The 20,149-nt window shown below is 61.9% G+C and carries 15 protein-coding genes; 7 read left to right on the top strand and 8 right to left on the bottom strand.

Annotated elements, in window-relative coordinates; genetic code table 11:
* Positions 1–13: 13 nt before the first annotated feature.
* Positions 14–658, bottom strand: a complete 645-nt coding sequence (locus tag QCE79_RS19165) for a DsbA family oxidoreductase (protein ID WP_309846945.1) — start codon at positions 656–658, stop codon at positions 14–16.
* Between the two features lie 85 nt (positions 659–743).
* Complete coding sequence (locus QCE79_RS19160) at positions 744–1,406, bottom strand: TetR/AcrR family transcriptional regulator (protein WP_250469255.1); 663 nt, start codon at positions 1,404–1,406, stop codon at positions 744–746.
* Positions 1,407–1,496: 90 nt separating this feature from the next.
* Between QCE79_RS19160 and QCE79_RS19155 the strand changes: the two genes are divergently transcribed.
* From QCE79_RS19155 to QCE79_RS19145, 3 genes are all read left to right on the top strand, one after another.
* Positions 1,497–2,372: an aldo/keto reductase family oxidoreductase gene (locus QCE79_RS19155; protein WP_309846941.1), complete on the top strand. Its 876-nt coding sequence runs from the start codon at positions 1,497–1,499 to the stop codon at positions 2,370–2,372.
* 173 nt (positions 2,373–2,545) lie between these two features.
* Entirely contained in the window at positions 2,546–4,228 is a 1,683-nt protein-coding gene (locus QCE79_RS19150; RefSeq protein ID WP_309846940.1) for an alkaline phosphatase family protein, read from the top strand.
* Positions 4,229–4,325: 97 nt separating this feature from the next.
* On the top strand, positions 4,326–5,738 hold the full coding sequence (locus tag QCE79_RS19145; protein WP_404989405.1) for a cytochrome-c peroxidase: 1,413 nt from the start codon (positions 4,326–4,328) through the stop codon (positions 5,736–5,738).
* 153 nt (positions 5,739–5,891) lie between these two features.
* Here the strand turns inward: QCE79_RS19145 and QCE79_RS19140 are convergent, their stop codons facing one another.
* The 5 genes from QCE79_RS19140 to QCE79_RS19120 are packed head-to-tail and all read right to left on the bottom strand — an operon-like array spanning position 5,892 to position 12,420.
* Positions 5,892–7,091, bottom strand: coding sequence for an acyl-CoA dehydrogenase family protein (locus QCE79_RS19140; RefSeq protein ID WP_250469250.1), 1,200 nt, complete (start codon positions 7,089–7,091; stop codon positions 5,892–5,894).
* 29 nt (positions 7,092–7,120) lie between these two features.
* Complete coding sequence (locus QCE79_RS19135) at positions 7,121–8,809, bottom strand: ABC transporter ATP-binding protein (RefSeq protein ID WP_309846936.1); 1,689 nt, start codon at positions 8,807–8,809, stop codon at positions 7,121–7,123.
* An 11-nt stretch (positions 8,810–8,820) separates the two neighbouring features.
* Positions 8,821–9,771, bottom strand: a complete 951-nt coding sequence (locus QCE79_RS19130; protein WP_309846934.1) for an ABC transporter permease — start codon at positions 9,769–9,771, stop codon at positions 8,821–8,823.
* A gap of 53 nt (positions 9,772–9,824) precedes the next feature.
* Positions 9,825–10,805, bottom strand: coding sequence for an ABC transporter permease (locus QCE79_RS19125; RefSeq protein WP_244830895.1), 981 nt, complete (start codon positions 10,803–10,805; stop codon positions 9,825–9,827).
* A 10-nt stretch (positions 10,806–10,815) separates the two neighbouring features.
* Positions 10,816–12,420, bottom strand: coding sequence for an ABC transporter substrate-binding protein (locus tag QCE79_RS19120; protein ID WP_244830896.1), 1,605 nt, complete (start codon positions 12,418–12,420; stop codon positions 10,816–10,818).
* A 470-nt stretch (positions 12,421–12,890) separates the two neighbouring features.
* Between QCE79_RS19120 and QCE79_RS19115 the strand changes: the two genes are divergently transcribed.
* From QCE79_RS19115 to QCE79_RS19100, 4 genes are all read left to right on the top strand, one after another.
* The gene (locus QCE79_RS19115) at positions 12,891–15,152 is read left to right on the top strand and encodes a multicopper oxidase domain-containing protein (RefSeq protein ID WP_309846930.1); all 2,262 of its coding nucleotides are present in this window, start codon (positions 12,891–12,893) and stop codon (positions 15,150–15,152) included.
* 36 nt (positions 15,153–15,188) lie between these two features.
* The gene (gene prpF / locus QCE79_RS19110) at positions 15,189–16,391 is read left to right on the top strand and encodes a 2-methylaconitate cis-trans isomerase PrpF (RefSeq protein WP_404989386.1); all 1,203 of its coding nucleotides are present in this window, start codon (positions 15,189–15,191) and stop codon (positions 16,389–16,391) included.
* A 62-nt stretch (positions 16,392–16,453) separates the two neighbouring features.
* Positions 16,454–17,644 (top strand): AAA family ATPase, encoded by a 1,191-nt coding sequence (locus QCE79_RS19105; protein WP_309846925.1) that lies wholly within the window; start codon positions 16,454–16,456, stop codon positions 17,642–17,644.
* Positions 17,641–19,314 (top strand): cobaltochelatase CobT-related protein, encoded by a 1,674-nt coding sequence (locus QCE79_RS19100; protein WP_309846923.1) that lies wholly within the window; start codon positions 17,641–17,643, stop codon positions 19,312–19,314. The genes QCE79_RS19105 and QCE79_RS19100 overlap by 4 nt, the downstream gene beginning before the upstream one ends.
* On the opposite strand, the gene QCE79_RS19095 is transcribed toward QCE79_RS19100, so the two are convergent.
* Positions 19,311–20,093: a helix-turn-helix domain-containing protein gene (locus QCE79_RS19095; protein WP_250510978.1), complete on the bottom strand. Its 783-nt coding sequence runs from the start codon at positions 20,091–20,093 to the stop codon at positions 19,311–19,313. The genes QCE79_RS19100 and QCE79_RS19095 overlap by 4 nt on opposite strands.
* Positions 20,094–20,149: the final 56 nt, after the last annotated feature.

The raw sequence follows: 20,149 nt of genomic DNA, 5'->3' as shown, positions 1-20,149 counted from the left end.
GCCCTTCGTTTCCTTACTGCGCCTCGGCGACGATCTTGCGGATGGCCTCCTCGAACGCTTCCACGGGCTGGCCACCGCTCACGAGATATTGTCGATCGAAGATGATCGCGGGCACTGAACTGATGCCGAGTTGCTGGAACTCGCGTTCCTCGTCTCGGACTTCGTTCGCATACGCACCGCTCGTCAACACTTCACGCGCGGCGTCGCCGTCGAGTCCAACGGCCTTGGCGGCTTCGATCAATACATCTCGATTGCTCGGGTCTTTACCATCGGAATGATACGCACGCAGGAGTTCGAGCTTGAGCGGCACTTGCTTGCCTTCGATACGCGCCCAATGCAGCAACCGATGCGCATCGAATGTGTTGTACACCCAATCGCGCTGACCAAAGGTAAAGCCGGCGCTCGCGCCACGCTCGCGGATCATCGCTTGCGCTTCCTTTATTTGCTCGGGCGTGCGGCCGTACTTTCTGCCCAGGTAATCGACAATACGCTCGCCTTCCGGACCCATGTCCGGGTTCAGTTCGAACGGATGCAGCGTGATGGTTGCATCGACGGTATCGCCTAGGCGTTCTAGCGCGCGTTGCAATGATGAAAGACCAACGGCGCACCACGGGCACGCGATGTCGGAAACGAAGTCGATTTGCAGGGGACGAGACATGATTTTGCAGCCATGAGTTGAGTCGAGACATCAAGCCTAGCTCAAAACTCGAAGGCTGGCTAACTCCGCCCCATGCACGCCGTACTCACGAAGCGCCGGTGCGCTTCAACCGCGCGCGCGGCCTTGCCTCTCGCTCCAGATAACCCAGACATAGCGACTCGAGTTGACGCGGCAGGGCCCGCAACATGGCGCGCGGTGCTCCGCCTTCGACCATCAAGCGCGTGGGTCCAACCATCGCCGCCGCGAGCATGAAGGCAGTGGTATTGAGATCGTCGAAGATGGCGTCCGACGCTGTCGCAAGCATGGCAACGAGCGTAGCGCGGCTTCGGCGTTCCGCGCCTTGCGCAAGCTCCCGCACATCGAGTTCGGCCGCGACCGCATACAGCGCGCGCGCTTCATCTATACGTGCGGTCTTTGCTCGTACGAATGCCTCCACGACTGTAGACACCATGGTCGCCAGCGACTCGCCATGCACCGACTCCGCCGCCTGCTGGAGCACGTCGCCTACTCTGCCGAGATGCCGCTCCAGCACCGCGAACAACAACGCCTGCTTGTGCGGAAAGTATTGATACAAGGTGCCGATGGACACACCGGCCCTCTCGGCCACGCGAATGGTGGTGAGCCGCTGCAAACCATCGGCCAGCAAAACCTGAATAGTGGCGTCGAAGATTGCATCGACGGTGGCCTGCGAACGCGCCTGGCGCGGCAGCTTGCGGGGCTTCAACGCGGTCTTGTTGTCGCTCGACATATGCGAATGCACAATCTGAAGGATTATTCGTATTATAGACGAGCAGTTTCAAGAATCCATTTCGCATCGACGGATGCAAGGAGCATTGCAATGACCGACGCAAACCGCGCTGGCCTCTATCAACTCGGCGAATCGTCCGTGACGCGCATGGGTTACGGCGCCATGCAACTCGCAGGGCCGCATGTGTTCGGCCCGCCCAAGGACCACGACGAAGCCATCGCCGTGCTGCGTGAAGCGATCGACAGCGGCATCACGCATCTCGACACGAGCGACTTTTACGGCCCGCACGTGACCAATCGACTGATTCGTGAAGCGCTCTTTCCGTATCGCGACGATCTCGTGATCGTCACCAAGGTTGGGGCCAAACGCGGCGACGACGCATCGTGGAATCTCGCGCGGTCTCCCGCCGAACTCGAATCTGCCGTGCACGACAATCTGCGCAATCTCGGCCTCGACGTGCTGGACGTCGTGAACATGCGTGTCATGTTCGACATAGCCGGTCCCGCTGAAGGCGATATCGAGGAACAGGTTACGACGCTTGCGGAATTGCAGCGCAAGGGCCTCATCCGGCATATCGGCCTGAGCAACGTCACGGCGAAGCAACTCGCGCAAGGACAGAGCATCACGCCCATTGTCTGCGTGCAGAATCAGTACAACCTCGCGCATCGCGGCGACGACGCCATGATCGATCATCTTGCGCAGCAAGGCATAGCGTATGTGCCGTTTTTTCCGCTCGGCGGCTTCTCGCCCTTGCAATCCGACATTTTGAATCGCGTCGCGCAACAAGTGAACGCCACCACCATGCAAGTAGCGCTTGCATGGCTTCTGCAACGCTCGCAAAACATCCTGCTCATTCCGGGTACGTCATCACGCGCGCATTTGCGGCAGAACATCGAAAGTGCGGGCCTCGAATTGTCGCCGGAAGTGATCGAGGAACTGAACGGCATCGGGGCTGCCGCGAAATAAGCCTTACGGAGTCGGATCAGGAACACGCCGGAATACGCCGAATCGTCAATGTGAAGTAAGAGGTGCGAAAGCGCTTCGACTTCGACGCGCAACACGCGAGTGTTGTAATCCGCGTCGAGGAGAAGCCTTTGCGCCTCATCAAACAAAATCACATCGACCCCCGGAGTTCCTTCATGTTTCGTCGAGCCATCATGGTCGCAACATCGGCCGCGATCGCCGCCTTCGGCCTCTACGCCTGCGGCAGCGACCACGACAACAACGCTCAACAGAGCGCGCAAAACAAGCTCGTCACCGCCACGCCCATCAAGCACGTAGTCGTGATCTTCAACGAGAACGTCTCGTTCGATCACTACTTCGCAACCTACCCGAACGCCGCCAACCCCGCAGGCGAGCCCGCCTTCACGGCGGCCGCCGGCACGCCGACGGTCAATGGCCTCACTGGCACGCTGCTCACGGCCAACCCGAACTTCGTCAACACGCTGAACGGCGCGGCTGCCGCCAACCCGTTCCGCCTCGATCGCACGCAAGCCGCGACCGCCGACCAGAACCACGCTTACACCGCGGAACAACAAGCCTATAACAACGGTGCAGCCGATCTCTTCCCGAAATACACGGGTAAGGGTTCGAGCGGCGGCGCGGGTGCATTCGGCACGGCAGGCCAGGTCATGGGCTATTACGACGGCAACACGGTCGCCGCGTTGTGGAACTACGCGCAAAACTTCGCGATGAGCGACAACGCGTACACCGACACCTACGGCCCGTCCACGCCCGGCGCGCTCGAAGTCGTCTCCGGCCAGAACAACGGCATGCAGATCGTGAAGACGAGCAAGCCCGTGTTCAACCTGACGACGGCATCGGGCTCGTACTATGTCGCCGACGGTCAAGGCGGCTTCTCGATGATCAACGACGTCGATCCCGCCAACGACGTCTGTTCGAGCACGACGGATCAGGCGTTGATGACCTCGAAGAACATCGGCGACTTGCTCAATGCGAAGAGCATCACGTGGGGCGGCTTCATGGGCGGTTTCAATCTCGCCACCGTGAACAGCGACGGCTCGACCGGTTGCAAGCGCGCGACCTTCTCGAACGTGGTCAATGCATCCACGGCCGACTACGTTGCACATCACAACTGGTTCCAGTACTACGCGTCGACGGCGAATCCGCAGCATTTGCGTCCGAGTTCGACGGCGGCCATCGGTTCGTCGCTGGAGGCGGATGGCAAGACCGCCGAGCCCGCGAATCACGAATACGATAGCGACGACTTCTTCGCTGCGGTGAAGGCCGGCAACTACCCTTCGGTGAGCTTCATCAAGGCGCCCGCGTTACAGGACGGCCATGCGGGCTATTCCGATCCGCTCGACGAGCAGGCTTTCACGTCGAAGATCGTGAACTTCCTGCAGCAACAGCCGGACTGGAACACGACGGCCGTGATCGTTGCATGGGATGACTCGGATGGCTGGTACGACCACGCTTATGCGGTACCGACTTCATCGTCGTTCGATCCGCAAGCCGACCAGTTGAACGGTGCGGGCAAATGCGGCTCGGGCGCGGCGCCTGTCGGCGTGAACGGCGGCGCGGTGAATGGCCGCTGCGGTCCGGGCACGCGCATTCCGTTTCTCGTAATCTCGCCTTGGGCGAAGGTGAATTACGTCGATCACACGGCGATCTCGCAGGCTTCGGTGGTGCGCTTCATCGAAGACAACTGGCTTGGTTCGACGCGTCTCGGCAGCGGTTCGTTCGACGCCACGGCCGGCAGCATCATGGGCATGTTCGACTTCTCGGGCAAGGGCAACAACCCGAAGGTCTTCGTCGATCAGTCGCTCGGTTCGCCGGTCGCATCGGTGCCCGCAATCTGAAGGTGGCGCATGGCGTGCGCGTTCAATGCGCGCCATCGCCACTCGTATCGTGTCGCCGCTCGCCGGCGACATCGCGTTTTTCCGAACTCATCCGCACATGTCCGCTACTGTCGAACCCCCCTTCGGTCGTTCCCTTCACAAGCCGCCGCTCAGGCGTCATGCGTTACGCGGCGTTGCTGCCCTCGTGATCGCCGCAGGCGCGTTCGGTGCGTTTGCGTTGATGTATCCATCACATGTGCCTGCGGCCGTCGGCGAGATCGTGGAAAACCTGACCGGCGCGAATCCCGCGCCGGTTGTCTTGCAGCGTCCGCCGGCCGTGCAACTGAGTGCGGTCGCGCAACTCGGCAAGAACATCTTCTTCGACAAGACGCTTTCCGCATCCGGCAAGCAGTCGTGCGCGTCATGCCATGACCCGGCCCATTCGTTCGGGCCATCCAATGATCTGTCCGTGCAGGAAGGCGGACCGCATTTGAGCTTGCAGGGTTATCGGCCGCCGCCTTCGCTCATGTATCTGTATCGGCAACCGAACTTCAGCATTGGTCCCGATGCAGGCGATGCCGACGCCCCGCCCGATCTCGCGCAACTCGCCGATCAGGCCAAAAGCACGCAACGCGCCACGAAGAACGCAGGCGTGGCGCCCGCCGCACCCGCGCTGGTTCCACAAGGCGGCCTCTTCTGGGACGGCCGCGCGGATACCTTGCAGGCACAGGCATCCGGTCCCATGCTGAACCCGGTCGAGATGGCGAACACGAGTCTCGACGAAGTGTCCGGCAAGCTCGCGCATACGGCCTACAAGGGCGAATTCGAAAAGCTCTTCGGCCCGCGCATCTTCGATACGCGCGGCCTGGCCGTGTCGGAAGCCATGTTCGCGGTGGCGCGTTATCAGGTTGAGGAACAGGCGTTTCATCCTTATACGAGCAAGTACGACTACTGGCTCGAAGGCAAGACGCGCCTCACGCAAGCGGAGTTGCACGGCCTGCACCTCTTCAACGATCCCGCCAAGGCCAATTGCGCGGGATGCCATTTGTCGAAGCCTGGCGGCGATGGCCTGCCGCCCATGTTCACGGATTATCAGTACGAGTCGCTTGGCGTGCCGCGCAACGACAAGCTCGCGACCAATCACGATCCGAAGTTCTTCGACATGGGCGTATGCGGACCTTTCCGTGACGATCTGCGCGACCAGACGCAGTATTGCGGCATGTTCCTCACGCCAACGCTGCGCAACGTCGCTACGCGCCACGCGTTCTTTCACAACGGCATCTATCATTCGCTCGACGACGTGATGGCCTTCTACAACGAGCGCAATACCGCGCCGCAAAAGTTCTATTCGAAAGACGCGAAGGGCGCGGTGCGTAAGTACGACGATCTGCCGCCGCGGTATCACGCGAATATCGATGACAAGGACGCGCCGTTCGACCGCAAGTTCGGCGACAAGCCCGCGATGACGGACGCGGATATTCGCGACATCGTCGCGTTCCTGCAGACGTTGAACGACGGCTACAAGCCCTGAGCTTTGCGATGGCTTCATCGCCTCGTGATGAAGGCGATGAAGCGCGACTCGGGCTGCCGCGCCCAGAAGTTCGCGGATCACCTTTGCGCTGAAAACCCACGCGAGCGCAGGACACTTCGCCGTGCCTCGTCCGGTGAACGGCTTCAATGCAGCTTAGAAAACCTTCCCTTCGGTCAAATGGGTGGTCACGCCGTTCAATTCGTAGTCACCGATCACGCGTGCCTTGTGCAGCAGCGGATTGTGGCTGAAGATGGTCCGCAGATTGCGCCAGTGCCGGTCGAAGTTATGCGCCCGGGAAGTCGCCGATGCACCGCCCGCCTCGAACATCCGCTCGCCTGCAAACAGCGCGAGCTTGCTGACCACGATCTGCGTGCGTGCCGTCGCAAGCGCGCCTTCCAGCACGAGCGCCTCGGCATTCGCAACGCCATTGCGAATGGCTTGCGCGGAACGCTCCAGCTCGCGCGCGTTTTCGCGCACCAGTGCATCGATGCTGTGACTATGCGCACTCAGTTCGCCGATCACCTGCTGAATGAACGCATCCTCGCGCGCGGTGGGCGCGGTGCTGTGCATCACCGGCCGGCCATGCTTCAGCACATAACGCTTTGCATCCGCGACGATATTGCGCACGATGCCCGCCGCCACCGTCACGAGATGCAACTGACGCAACGCGCCGCCATGACGTCCCGTGAGCGTCGATTGCACGCGCGGCGTGACTTCATCGGCATGCACGAGCAGATTGTCGAACTCGAGACTGCCGCTTGCCGTCATGCGCTGGCCCATGCCGTCCCAGTCGTCGATCACGCGAAAACCCTCACGTTGCACGGGTACGATGGCAACGGCCGCATCGCCGTTTTCGTCCTGCACGTTGAGGCGCGCGTAGTCCGAGAACGCCGTGCCCGTCGAGTAATATTTGCGGCCGCTCAGGCGAAAGTGTTCCCCGTCGCGCTGCAAACGGGTCGTGATCTCGCCGGGACGCGACGTGCCCGCTTCGGTCGAAGCTCCGCCGAAGATCGCGCCATCCACCACGCGCCTGATCTGCAATTCGTTGAACGGCGTGCGGGGCGAGAGCAACAGCGCTTCGGTCTGATCGAAGTGAATACGCAGCGCATGCGCGACATTGCTTTCATGCGCGGCAAGCGTGGCGATCACATGAAACACGTCTTCGAGCGACCCGCCGAGACCGCCCCATTCCACGGGCAAGCGCAGCTTGCCAAGACCCGACTGACGAAACAATGCGAAGCCCTCGAAGGGCAACTCGCGGCGCACCTCGCGTGCGGCCGCATCTTCGCCGATCGCCTCGGCGAGCGCGGGCAGCGCATCGAGCGCGGCCTGGCGCGGGTCCTGTTGTGACATACCTTCTTCCTTGTTTGAATGGTTCTGTGTCATGCGGCTTCCGCATCGAATTGCTTCACCGGAATGGCTTCGAGCAGCGTGCGCGTATAAGCATGCCGCGGCGCTCGCCATATCTCGCGATGATGTCCACTCTCCACGATGCGTCCGCCCTGCATCACATGCACGCGGTCCGCGATATAGCGCACCACCGAAAGATCGTGCGAGATGAAGAGATACGCAAGCCCGAGATCGCGCTTGAGTTCGACCAGCAGATTGAGAATCTGCGCCTGTATGGATACGTCGAGCGCGGACACGGGTTCATCGCAGATGAGAAGCGCGGGTTCGAGAATCAGCGCACGCGCAATGCCTATGCGCTGACGCTGACCGCCCGAAAATTCATGCGGATAGCGCCCGAGCGCGGCACTGGGCAAACCGACGCGATCGAGAATGGCCGCAGCGCGTGCACGCCGTGTCTTCCCATCGCCGATGCCATTTACTTCGAGCACCGCTTCGAGTATTTCACCCACGCTACGGCGCGGATTGAGCGACGCATACGGGTCCTGGAACACCATCTGCACCTGACGGCGCAGCGGGCGCAAGGCACGTTCGGAAAGCGGTGCGAGGTCGGTGCCGCGCAGTTGGATCGCGCCGGCAGCGGACGGCACGAGCCGCATGATCGCCTTCGATAGCGTGGACTTTCCGCAACCCGATTCGCCAACGAGACCGACCGTCTCACCGCGTGCGATGTCGAACGACACGCCATCGACCGCACGCAGCAAGTCCTTGCCATGACGATGCGCGTAATGCACCGATAAATCCCGCACTGAAAGCAAGGGCACATCGTCCGCCTGTGCGGTCGGCACGATCCGATGCGGCGCAAGCGGCGTAACGTCGAAGACGGGCTTACCGTCTTCGGTGACGGTGTGCCTTATCTCCGGCAGCTTCCACTCGCGATAATGCAACTCGCCGGACAGATTCAACGACGCCCCGAGCAATCCCCGAGTATAGGCATGGCTGGGCGCGGTAAAAAGCTGCTCCACGCTTGCTTCCTCGACCTTCTCGCCCGCAAGCATCACCGCCACACGGTCCGCATGGTTCGCGACGACGCCGAGGTCGTGCGTGATGAGCAACAACGACATCGAGAGTTCGCGCCGCAGCTCCGCGAGCAATTCGAGGATGCGCGCCTGAATGGTCACATCGAGCGCGGTGGTGGGTTCATCGGCGATGAGAAGACGCGGCCTGCACGCCACCGCCATGGCGATCATCACGCGCTGACGTTGCCCGCCCGAAAGCTCATGCGGATAGTCGGACACGCGCCGCTGCGGCTCGGGAATATGCACGAGGTCGAGCAATTCGATGGCACGTTTATGCGCGGCTTCCTTCGAGAGCGCCTCATGCTGCCGCAAGGTCTCGACGATCTGCGCGCCGATCGACAGCACCGGATTAAGCGATGTCATCGGCTCCTGGAAGATCATCGATATCTGTCGGCCGCGCATCGCACGCATTTCACGTGGCGCCAGCGCAAGCAGATCGCGTCCGTCGAAACGCACGCTGCCCGTCACGCGGCCGGGCTCCGGCACGAGACGCATGAGCGAAAGCGCGGTCGCGGACTTGCCGCAGCCCGATTCGCCGACGAGCGCCAGCGTCTCGCCTTCCGCGATATTGAGGTCGATGCCGCGCACCGCGTGTTGCGCGCCGAAGCTCACGCGCAGGTCGCGCACTTCAAGTAGATTGGCCACGTCGCGCCTCGTCATGGTCGTTCGCGCATGCGCGGGTTGAGTGCGTCGTTGAGACCGTCGCCGAGCAGGTTCAATGCGAACACGGCGAGCACGATGGCCGCGCCCGGTATCGCCGTCAGATACCACGCGGTACGCAGCGAATCGCGTCCCGCGCCGATCATGCCGCCCCACGTGACGACGTTCGGGTCGCCCATGCCGAGAAACGAAAGCGACGATTCGATCAGGATGGCGCTCGCCACCATCACGGATGCAGTGACGATCACCGGCGGCAACGCGTTCGGCAGAATCTCGCCGAAGATGATGCGCGCGTTGCTGAAGCCCTGGCTGCGCGCCGCAAGCACGAAGTCCGACTGACGCAAGGTGCGGAACTCGGCACGCACGATTCGCGCGACCGTGGGCCACGAAGCAATGCCGATGGCAAGCGCAATGATCGTCACGCTGGGCCGTCCTATAGCGACGACCACGATCACGAGCAGGAACGACGGCACTGTCTGAAAGAGTTCGGTGATACGCACGAGCAGATCATCGACGAGACCGCCGAAGAAGCCGCCGATAGCGCCCACGAGCGTGCCGATCAACAAGCCGATCGCAGCCGCCGATGCGCCGATCAGTAGCGACACGCGCGTGCCGTGGGCTACGCCCGCGGCGACATCTCGGCCAAGCGAATCGGTGCCGAGGCGATACATCGGATCGGCGCCAGGCCATTCGAATGGAAGCGCAACCATGTCGAGCGGATCGCCCGGAAAGAAGTGCGGCGCGCTCAACGCAAGCACGATGAACGCCGCGAGCAAAACGAGTCCCGCAAGCGCCGAAGGGTTGCGCAATAACGCGTGCCATGCGCCACGCCGCGCGCGGGCCGTGGGTGCGCCTTCACCACGGCGGGTGCCGAACAACGCGCCCGCGAGCTGACGCCGCCAGGGCGAGGCATGGGATGAAAGGAGTTCGGGGGAATCGGAAGCCATGCGTCCTCGAATGAATGTCAGGCGTGTCGGGCGTGTCGGGCGTGCCGGGCGTATCAGGCTATACGCGGATCGAGCCATGCCTGCAACAGATCGACCACCACGTTCGCCACGATCACGAGCAGCGACGAAAGCAGCAGCACGCCGAGCAGAACGCTAAAGTCGCGCGCCATGACGGCATCGAGCGCGAGGCGGCCAAGCCCTGGCCAACTGAACACCGTCTCGGTCACGGCCGCGCCGCCGAGCAAGGTACCGAAGTGAATGCCGACCATCGTCGTGAGCGGCATCAGCGCATTGCGCAGCACATGCCGCACGGTGACGCGCAACGGATGCAATCCTTTTGCATGCGCCGTGCGCACGAAGTCCTGCCGCTGCACTTCGAGCATGGCGGCGCGCGTGAGACGCGCGTAGATCGCGACGAAGAACGTGGCGAGCGTGACCGCGGGCAACAGCACGTGCTTGCCGATATCGGCCAGATAAGCGAAGCCATGCAGGTTCGCGCCAACCGTCACGTCGCCGCCGCTCGGCAGCCAGCCGAGATGCACCGAGAACAGCACGATGGCGAGAAGCCCGATCCAGAAGCCCGGCGTCGAATAGAGCAACAACGCAAGCACGGACAGCACACGGTCCGGCCACTTGCCGGCCCAATGCGCCATGACCGCGCCGAGTACGATGCCCGCCACGATTGCAATGCCAAGTGCCGCGCCCATCAGAATGAGTGTATTGGGCAACCGCGAAAGGATCAGCTGCATGACGGGCGCGTCGTAACGCGGCGAGAAACCAAGACTGCCGTGCGCGAGATGCGAGAGATACGACCACAACTGATGGAGCACCGTCTGATCGAGACCGAACTTCGCGCGCAATGCTTGCAAGCTCTCCGTCGTGGCCGAGCCGGACTCTCCCGCGATGACATCGGCGGCATCGCCCGGCATGAGCTTCAGCAGGAAGAAGTTGAGGATCACGATGGCAAGCATCGTCGGCACGGCTTGCCAGGCCGTGCGGCGAACGATGGCGGCGAGGCGCGTGCGTCGGCTCATGTGGATGCCTTCACGCGCTCAGCCAGACATCGGCGAGATTGCCTTCCAGACCTTGCGCCGACACCGTGTGGTTATGCACGCGCTTGTTGGCGACCGTGATCATGCGCGGCGCGATGAGGTTCAGAACAGGCAAGTCGCGATTCACGATCTGCTGGAACTGCTGATAAAGCGCGACCCGTTTGCCTTCATCCGTTTCCACGGATGCCGATTCGAGCAGCGTATCGACTTCCGCATTGCTGTAGTGCGGCGCATTGGAAAACGGCACGCCCGGACGAATATTCTTCGACCAATAAAGACGCTGCACGCCCACGCTCGGATCGAACAGCGTATTCACGCCTATGCTGGTGAAGTCGAACTGGCGGTCCGCATACACGCGCTTCAGGAACGAAGGCAAGTCCTGCGAGCGCACTGTCACGTCGATCCCCACGCGCGAGAGCGCCGACTTCACATAGTCCGCCTGACGCCGATGCATATCGCCATAAGGCAGGAAGTCATGCGTGAGACTGAAACGCGGCCCGCCGTTCTTGCGCGGATAACCCGCCGCATCGAGCAGCTTCTCGGCGCTCGCCGTATCGAACGCATAGGGCGTGATCTTGGCGTCGTGATAGGGCGATGCAGGCGTGATCGGTGTCGGCGAAATATCGGCGTAACCGTATGCAATCGTGCGCTGCACGATCTGCGGATTGATGGCGTGCGCAATGGCCTGACGCACGCGCAGATCCTTCAGGATCGGATGATCGAGATTGAAGTCGATCTCCGATTGCGGCTGAAGAAAACGATACCCGCGCGTTTCCGTGGCAAGCTGCGGCAGTTGCCCAAGACGCGGCAAGTCCGTGAGCGGCACCGGATTCTCGCCGCCGAGATCGAGCGCGCCGGTTTCGAACGCAGCGGAACGCGCCGCCGCATCGGGAATGACCTTGAACACGAGCGAATCGATATACGGCTTGCCCGCATCCCAGTAGTCCGGGTTGCGCTCATAGACGATATTCGCGCCGCGTGTCCACGACTTGAAGCGGAACGGTCCCGTGCCGACGGGTGCGTTGTTGTGCGGATTCGAGAGCGGGTCGCCCGTGGCGTAGAGATGCTTCGGGACCATCGGCGATTCGCCCGCCGACAACGCCTTCAACAGATACGGCGCGGGCTTCGACAATTCGATCACGGCGGTGCGCGCATCGGGAGTCGAGACCTTCACCACGTTGGCAAACGTGCTACGTCCGCGAGGATGGATCGACTTGAGCAAATCGATGGAAAACGCGACGTCGGCCGAGCTGAACGGCTGGCCGTCGTGCCATTTGACGTTCTCGCGCAGCGTGAACGTGTACTTGAGACCGTCCGGGCTTACGTTCCATGCGGTCGCCAATTGCGCTTTCGGTTTCAGATCGAAGTCGTAGGCGAGCAAGCCTTCCAGCACTTTCGAGCTGGCGACGAGCGCGGGCCCCGTCGTCTGAAAGATGGATACGAGCACGGGCGGCTCGGGATTGATCAGCATGTTGAGCGTGCCGCCGCGCTTCGGACTTCCGGCGTCGCCCTGAGCGAACGCCAGTGAGGACAGGCTTGCGGACGCGAGCGCCGCGCCCGATGAAATGAGAAATCCCCGTCGATCGATGCCTGCCATGTAATGCCGTTCCTTTGTTTCGTCTGTCGTCGATGATCTTGGCGGCGTTGCTGGGCTGCTGCCGCAGCGCACACGTTAAAACGCCGTCACGCGGACGCGAACGAATCGATTTGCATATGCAAAAGCACGAACGGGTGGAAAGCTTATGACGGGATTGGGAGTGCAAGGACGACTTCGCCTAATCGTCAGACCTGACCATGGTATTGATGCGATGAATTTCGTCGCATCTGAAGATTGTTTCGGGTTCCGATCTAATTCCATGCAAGCGATGACGCCGAGGCATTGCCCTTCGGTTTCCTTTCATATTCCCCTCTCACGGATTTCAACGCCAACCGGCTTTTACCGTCTCGCTCGGGTCATCGTGTGGTGAAGCGAACAGATCGAAAAAGATTAGGGATACGACATTCTTCCAATCACCTAATGTCCTCTTGCAGCGAGCCAACCGTGTTCGTCCATGCAAGGAGCGGATCATGAAATCCCTCGTTCGTCGTTTCAAAAGCGCTCTGCCGATCGTGCTTCTTGCTTGTGCATTCGCGCCCGCTATGAGCTTCGCGCAGAGCACGTCGAGCACGCTGACCACACGTTCGTTCGACGATCTCAGCGACGACTCCGACACCACGGCGGACAACACAGCGGTCGCAACGCCGGGCGGGCTTGCTTCGATACTCGCGCGGCTTCAGTGCTTGCAAGGGCTGAATCCATCGGGTAATTCGGCCTCGGTCACGCTGTCGGTGCAAAAGGGCAGCTACCGCATCTACAACCCCTCCACCAACGCCTTTGATACCGTGTCGATGCGTTCGTACAATGGCTGCCCATCCGGGCCGACCATCAGCATCAAGCCGGGCGCCACGCTCAGGCTGAAGCTCAACAACAGGTTGCAGGTGAACGATCCCGTGGACGACTGCCCGGACAATCCGGATCACTCCACGCCGCATTGCTTCAATCACACGAACATCCATACGCACGGTCTGCATGTCTCGCCTTCCGGCAAGTCGGACAACGTGCTGCTGACGGTGCTGCCTCAGCAGTCGCAGCAATACGTCTATAACATTCCGTCGACGCATCCCTCCGGCACGTTCTGGTATCACGCGCATCTGCACGGCTCGACTGCCATCGATGTCGCGAGCGGCATGGCCGGCGTGCTGATCGTGCGCGGTTCACGTCAGGCGCGCCGTGGCGTCGTCGATGGCAGCGCCGATATCGACACCATCCTGCATCGCCGCTTCCTGCTGTTGCCCTTGCCGATGCGCGAACACGTCATGCTGTTTCAGCAGATCGAATACGGCTGCTTCAGCGACGCGCAATCCACCGTGCCATTGGCCGACCCGACCACCTTCGAATGGATCTGCCCATCTGGAAAGATCGGCGAGATCCGCGGCTATACGAACCAGCTTTCCTTCGTTCAGGACCCGCGGCCCGGTCACACGGGGCAGTTCAATTCGACGTGGCAAATATCCGGCCGTTATACGCAGATCAACGGCGTGGTTCAGCCAGTCTTTCCGAGCGCCACGACCTTCGTACCCGCAGGCGAAGTGCGCCGTCTTCGCATGGTGCATGGCGGCAATCGCGACACCATCAATGTGAAGATCGTGCGTGCAAATCTCTCGGCCGTTGGCGTGGCGGATTCGCAGTCCTTGAGCGCGGCGCAGGTCAACACGGCGACGAGCGCGGCAGCCTCGGCGCTCGCGAAGGACAACACCAAGACGTCGCAGTCCCTGACGCTCGATCAACTCTGCAGCGGTGAAACCGTCAAGCAACTCGAGTTCGCCGAAGACGGCATCACCATGAACGCGATGGTCGAAAAGGACGTCAATTCGATGAACCCCGGCTACCGCAGCGACGTGCTCGTGGCCTTTCCATCGCCGGGTGTGTATTGCATACTCGACGAAGCCGCCTCGGCTTCCGCGACCATCAACTTCAGAACCAATTCATCGAAGGCGAAGGACCGGCGTCTGTTGTCGCTCGCGCGTGTCGGTCCCGGCGTCAACATTCCGAACACCACGGTCGGCAATCACTCGCGCTACTGGCAATACATTCGCAATCAACTGGTCGCGGCCAATCCCACGCTCGCGGAACCCGCGAAGACGGATCTCGCATCGCTTACGTTGCGAGCGTTCGCGCCCAGTGTGCCGGTGGATGGCAAGGTGGTCAACGTCGTGCCTGCCGTGTTCGACATCAAGCCGCCCGCATTCACCATCAACGGCAAGAGCTACGATCCGAGCGTCACTGCTTATACCGGCGTGCTCGGCAACATCGATCAATGGAACGTCTCCGCCACGGCCTTCGCCACACACGTGTTTCACATTCACACGAATCCGTTCAGGATCATCGACATCAAGAACGCAGCCGGCAACTCCATTTTCAATGGCTCGGGGGGTTGCACCGACGAAGAGCTTCAAACCGGCGACACGGAGTACTGCAACCTGCAAGGCGTGGAGCGCGATACGCTTTTCATCAAGGCCGGGTATCAGCTTTCCATGCGCACGATCTATCAGGACTTCACGGGCGAATTCGTCATGCATTGCCATATCCTCGATCACGAAGATCGCGGCATGATGGAGAACGTCAGTATCGTCTCGCCGATGACAGCCTATCTGCAACGCGTGACCGCGCCGTTCGCTACTGCATCGGCAAACGCGGGCAAGTGGCTCGCGCGTCTGCGCGGCGAGGATGAAACGCAAGTCGCGCTGGCAGCCTCGCTGTGTTCGGCGAAAGACTATGCCAGGCGTTGAGATGGTTTTGTAAGTTATCCGGGTCGGGACGTTTTGATGTTTAATGAAGACATCGAATGCGTGCACACCCGGAGAATCATCTTGGCTCAGTCGAAGTTTCAGGCCGTCTACATGCGCGGCGGCACAAGCAAGGGCGTATTTTTCCGCGACGACTGGCTACCCGCCGACGCTGCCGTGCGCGACGCCGTCCTGCTGCGCGTGATCGGCAGCCCCGACCCTTATGGCCAGCATATCGACGGCTTGGGCGGCGCGACCTCCAGCACGAGCAAGGTCGTGATCATCGGTCCTTCCTCGCGTGAAGATTGCGACGTGGACTATCGCTTCGGTCAGGTCGCCATCGACCGGCCGGTGGTCGACTGGTCAGGCAATTGCGGCAACCTGACTGCGGCGGTCGGTCCGTTCGCCATCGCGCAGGGTCTCGTCGATGCCCCGCGTAACGGCACGGCCACCGTGCGCATCTGGCAGGCGAATATCGGCGCGAAGATCACCGCGCATGTGCCGATGAAAGACGGCGAAGTGGTCGAAGAAGGCGACTTCGAACTCGACGGCGTGACCTTCCCCGCAGCCGAGATCAAGATCGAATTCCTCGATCCGGCCGGCGATGCAAACGAGAGCATGTTTCCGACCGGCAACGCTATCGACGTGCTCGACGTGCCCGGCGTCGGCCCGGTCGAAATGACCATGATCAACGCGGGAAACCCGGCCATTTTCGTGGATGCGGCATCGCTCGACTTGAAAGGCAGCGAGTTGCAGCGCGACGTGAACGGCGACAGCGCCTTGCTGCAACGAGCCGAAGCCATTCGCGCTCACGCCGCGGTGCGCATGGGTCTCGCCGCGTCAGCCGACGAAGCCACGCAATCGCGCCCGCATACCCCGAAGCTCGCCTTCGTCGCGAAGCCCGCGAGCTATGTCGCATCGAGCGGCAAGCATGTCGATGCGAGCGCGCTCGACATCAACGCGCGTATCTTTTCCATGGGCAAGCTGCATCACGCGATGACGGGCACGGGCGCCGTGGCTATCGCCGTCGCGGCGGCCATTCCGGGGACGGTCGTCAACCGGCTCGTCGCGAATGCGCACGCACCGGTGCGCTTCGGGCATCCTTCCGGCAGTCTCGAAGTGGGCGCGAAAGCCGAGCAACGCGACGGAAGCTGGACCGTGACGAAAGCCATCATGAGCCGCAGCGCGCGGCGTCTGATGGAAGGTTTCGTCTTCGTGCCGTCGTCGGTCACGACGAAGTAAGCTGGACGTGGCGTGACTTTTGATGCACCCTCGCACAGGTCATCGCCCGTGCCTCGCCTTTCATGAACGCCTCTTTCGAATCTTCCACGCGCGACGCGTCTCACGTCGGCGTCTATGTTCATCCCGCCGATGCAAACGCCGGCCAATGGACCGTCAGTCACGCGGACCGGCCGCATCTGTATCGCATCCTGCATCGTCTGAATGCGGGCGAAGTCCGTGTCGATACAGTGGTCGACCTCGACAATCTCGAAGCCAAGCTGCAAAAGTGGCGGCGTGAAGGCTTCGTGAAGCATCGGGAAAATCAGGCGTCGTCTCCAAACCGTCATGCGTTCATGCAGGACTTGAAGCGTGCGGCCGTTGCAAGCGTGGGCGTCGTGAGCATGGTGGGCAGCACGGTCATCGACTCCGTGCCCATGCCGACGGGTGCGGGCGGACCCTTCGTTCCCGCACGGAACCCGGCCTATCTCTTCGCGGCACGCTCACGCGACATCCTCTTGGACATCGTCGAGAACCGGCGCCTCTTGCTGATCGGGCATACGGGAACGGGCAAGACGAGCCTCATCGAACAAGTCGCCGCGCATACGAATCAGGGCGTGCTGCGCTCGAACATGAACGGCCAGACGACAGTCGGCGACTTCGTCGGCTTCTGGACCGTCAAGGGCGGCGAGACCATCTGGATCGACGGCGTGTTGCCCACCGCCATGCGCGAAGGTCTCTGGCTGATCGTCGACGAAGTGGACTTCGCCGAACCCGCGATACTCGCCGTCCTCACCGCCGTACTGGAACCCGGCGGACGTCTCCTGCTCAAGGAGAGGGGCAACGAGATCGTGACGCCGCATCCCTCGTTTAGATTGTTTGCGACAGCCAATGCAGTCGGCGCGATGAGTCAATATCGGCACTTGTATCAGGGCGCCAACGTGATGAACGAAGCGTTCCTCGACCGCTGGCGCGTGTATCAATTCGACTACCTTTCTCCCGCCGATGAAGCCGAGGTGCTCGTGCGTACCTTCGGCGAAGGCGTGAGCGCATCCATGGCGACGACGCTTGCCTCCATCGCGGCGGACTGTCGCGCTGCCTTCGCGCGCGAAGATCTGTCGAGCGCGTTCTCCACGCGCAGGCTGCTCGACTGGACCGCGCTCATGCTGAGAAGCGGCGACCCGGAAGCCGCCGCGGGTCCGACGATCTACGCCAAGGTCAGCGCCGAGGACGCCGCGTTGATCCGCGATATCGTGCAGCATTACATCGCGAGATGAACGCATCGACGCCGATGGATGACGACAATCTCGCGAAGCTCGCGCGCACGCTGGCTCGTCGTGACGATCTGGAAATCGGCTTCTCACCGGACGGGCCTGTCGTGCGCGGCAAGCTGCTTTTGCTGCCGGATACGCTCGACCCGACGACGCAAAACGACACGGTTAATGGCTATCTCGACTTGCTCGTCGCGCGGCATTGTCATTGCGATTCAGACGCACTCGACAAGACGGCAGCAGGTGCACGCGGTATCGCTCGCGCACTCGACGACAGACGCGCGTGCGCCCTTCTGCTCGATGCTTACCCCGGTGCCGAAGCGTTATTGCGTTCGTACCGCGAGCATCGGCAGGAACTCGTTCTTGGCGGCTGGCAGAAGCTCAGTTGGCGCGAGCAATTTGCTTGGCGCGTCGAACGCGCGCTCTGGAACGAGCAAGCGACGGCCGTGGAGGACACGCCATCGTTGGGCACGGCGCTTCATGTGATGGAAGATATCCTGCGCGAAGGGCGTGCGAGCGTATCGACGGAACAAAGCGTGCGTCTTGCAATGCGCGCGCTCGAACGCATTGCAGCGCTATCGGCGGGCGACATCAACAACATGATGTTCACCGTGGACCACGAGTCGGCATCCGAGCCCGAATACGACGCAAGCAGCGAAGAGTCGACGCCCGCGCATTCCAGCGCGGCGCCACTCGACGATTCCTCGCCCGATTCTCAAGGCGATGCCATCGCGCCCGAAAGCAATGCATCGCCGATCGAACGACCGACACGCTCCGTTCCCCTCACCACGGAATTCGATCGCGTGACCGATCTCACCGGCATGGGCGACCCCACCGCATGGCGCAAGCTGCGCACGCTGGCGCGCGCACAAACAGGGCCGTTGAAGGCACGTCTTGAACGCGCATTGAAGGCCGACGAACAAACGCACTGGCAGCGCGAACAGGAACGCGGCGAACTCGACCGGCCGTCGCTCGTGCGTCTTGCAACATCGCCTGGCTATCGCACGCCGTTTCGTGCGGCACGCGCGCGTCCCGGCCGCGATGCCGCCGTCACGCTGCTGATCGATCGAAGCGGCTCCATGGCTGGACGCAAGATCGAACTTGCACGGCTATGCGCGACCGCGCTGTGCGACGCGCTCGAACAACTCGGCTTCGCATGCGAAGTGCTGGGCTATAGCTCGATAGAAGACGCGGACATGCGCGCTTATTACGAGCGCTGGCTCTCTAGTGGACACACGCCGCCCGAAGGCTTCAATCGCTTTGTCGAAAGACTCGATTTGCAAGTCTATAAGCGCTTCGATTCGGCCAATCTCAGCGGGCTTGCGCGCATAGCATGCGGCCACGAAAATCCCGATGGCGAAGCGCTGACCTGGGCCGCCGAACGATTGCTCGCGAGACGTGCGCGCCGTCGCATACTGATGGTTTTGTCGGACGGTTATCCGGCGACGGGAGAAGGTCATCCCGCGCTTTTGCGTAGCGATCTGCGCGAGCGTGTGCGCGACGTGCTCGCGCGTAAGGTGGAACTCATCGGTATCGGCATACTCGATGACGCGGTCGAAGAGTTCTATCCCGTATGCAGCGTCGTGGAAGAGCTTCAGCAGTTGCCCGCGGCGGCGTTCGAAGTGCTGGGGCAGACACTGCTCGGGCATCGGGAATGGATGCTGGAACACATCTAAACGCGCTTCCTCGCCATATAGCGGCCGGGCGTCGTGCCGAAGGTGCGGCGAAACACATCGATGAATGCGCTGATGTTTTCATAGCCGAGTTCCAGCGCGATGGTCGTCACCGGCGCGCCATCCGCCACGCGTTCCAGCGAACGCAACATGCGTGCTTGCTGACGCCACTGCGCGAAGGTCAACCCCGTATCCGCGATGAAGCGACGGCTCAACGTCCGAGCCGACACGCCTGCCCACGCGGCCCATTCTTCCAGACGGCGATTGTCCGCGAGATCGCGGCCGAGCGCATCCGTTATCTTGACGAGCGCGGCATCGGCGGGACGCGGCAGATGAAGCGGCTCTTCGTGCGCAGCCGCGAGTTCGTCGATGATGACATCCGCGATACGCGCCTGCGATGCATCGAGCGGTTCGCCCGGCCATGTCGCCGCGCGATGCACGGCCTCGCGCATGAGCGCGCTTGCGCGGATGGCTCGCGGTTCCTTCGGCAAGGCCTCGCAGCGCGCTTCGGCAATGAACACGCTCCATCCCGCGAACGGCCCGAAAGACCGCACCGAATGCGCGCGATGCGGCGGAATCCAGATCGCATGAATGGCGGGCACGACCCAGCGGTGAGATTCGAGACCTATCGACATGAGGCCGCTCAACGCGCCCATCAACTGTCCGCGCGCGTGACTGTGCAGGGACATTTCGCGCGGCGCGGCTTGCGTGAGTTCGGCGGCAGCGAGGAAAGGCCCGTCTGGCGAAGTGACGAGGTCGGGGCGAATGAGCGGGGTAGTCATGGCCGGTTTGCCGTATCGATTGGCTTTTATACCGGAGATTGGCCGCGCTCGCATGG

The sequence above is a fragment of the Caballeronia sp. LZ003 genome (genome assembly GCF_031451465.1).
Classification (GTDB): domain Bacteria; phylum Pseudomonadota; class Gammaproteobacteria; order Burkholderiales; family Burkholderiaceae; genus Caballeronia.
Note: the sequence above shows the minus strand (reverse complement) of the source record. Positions and strands in the feature narration are given on the sequence as shown.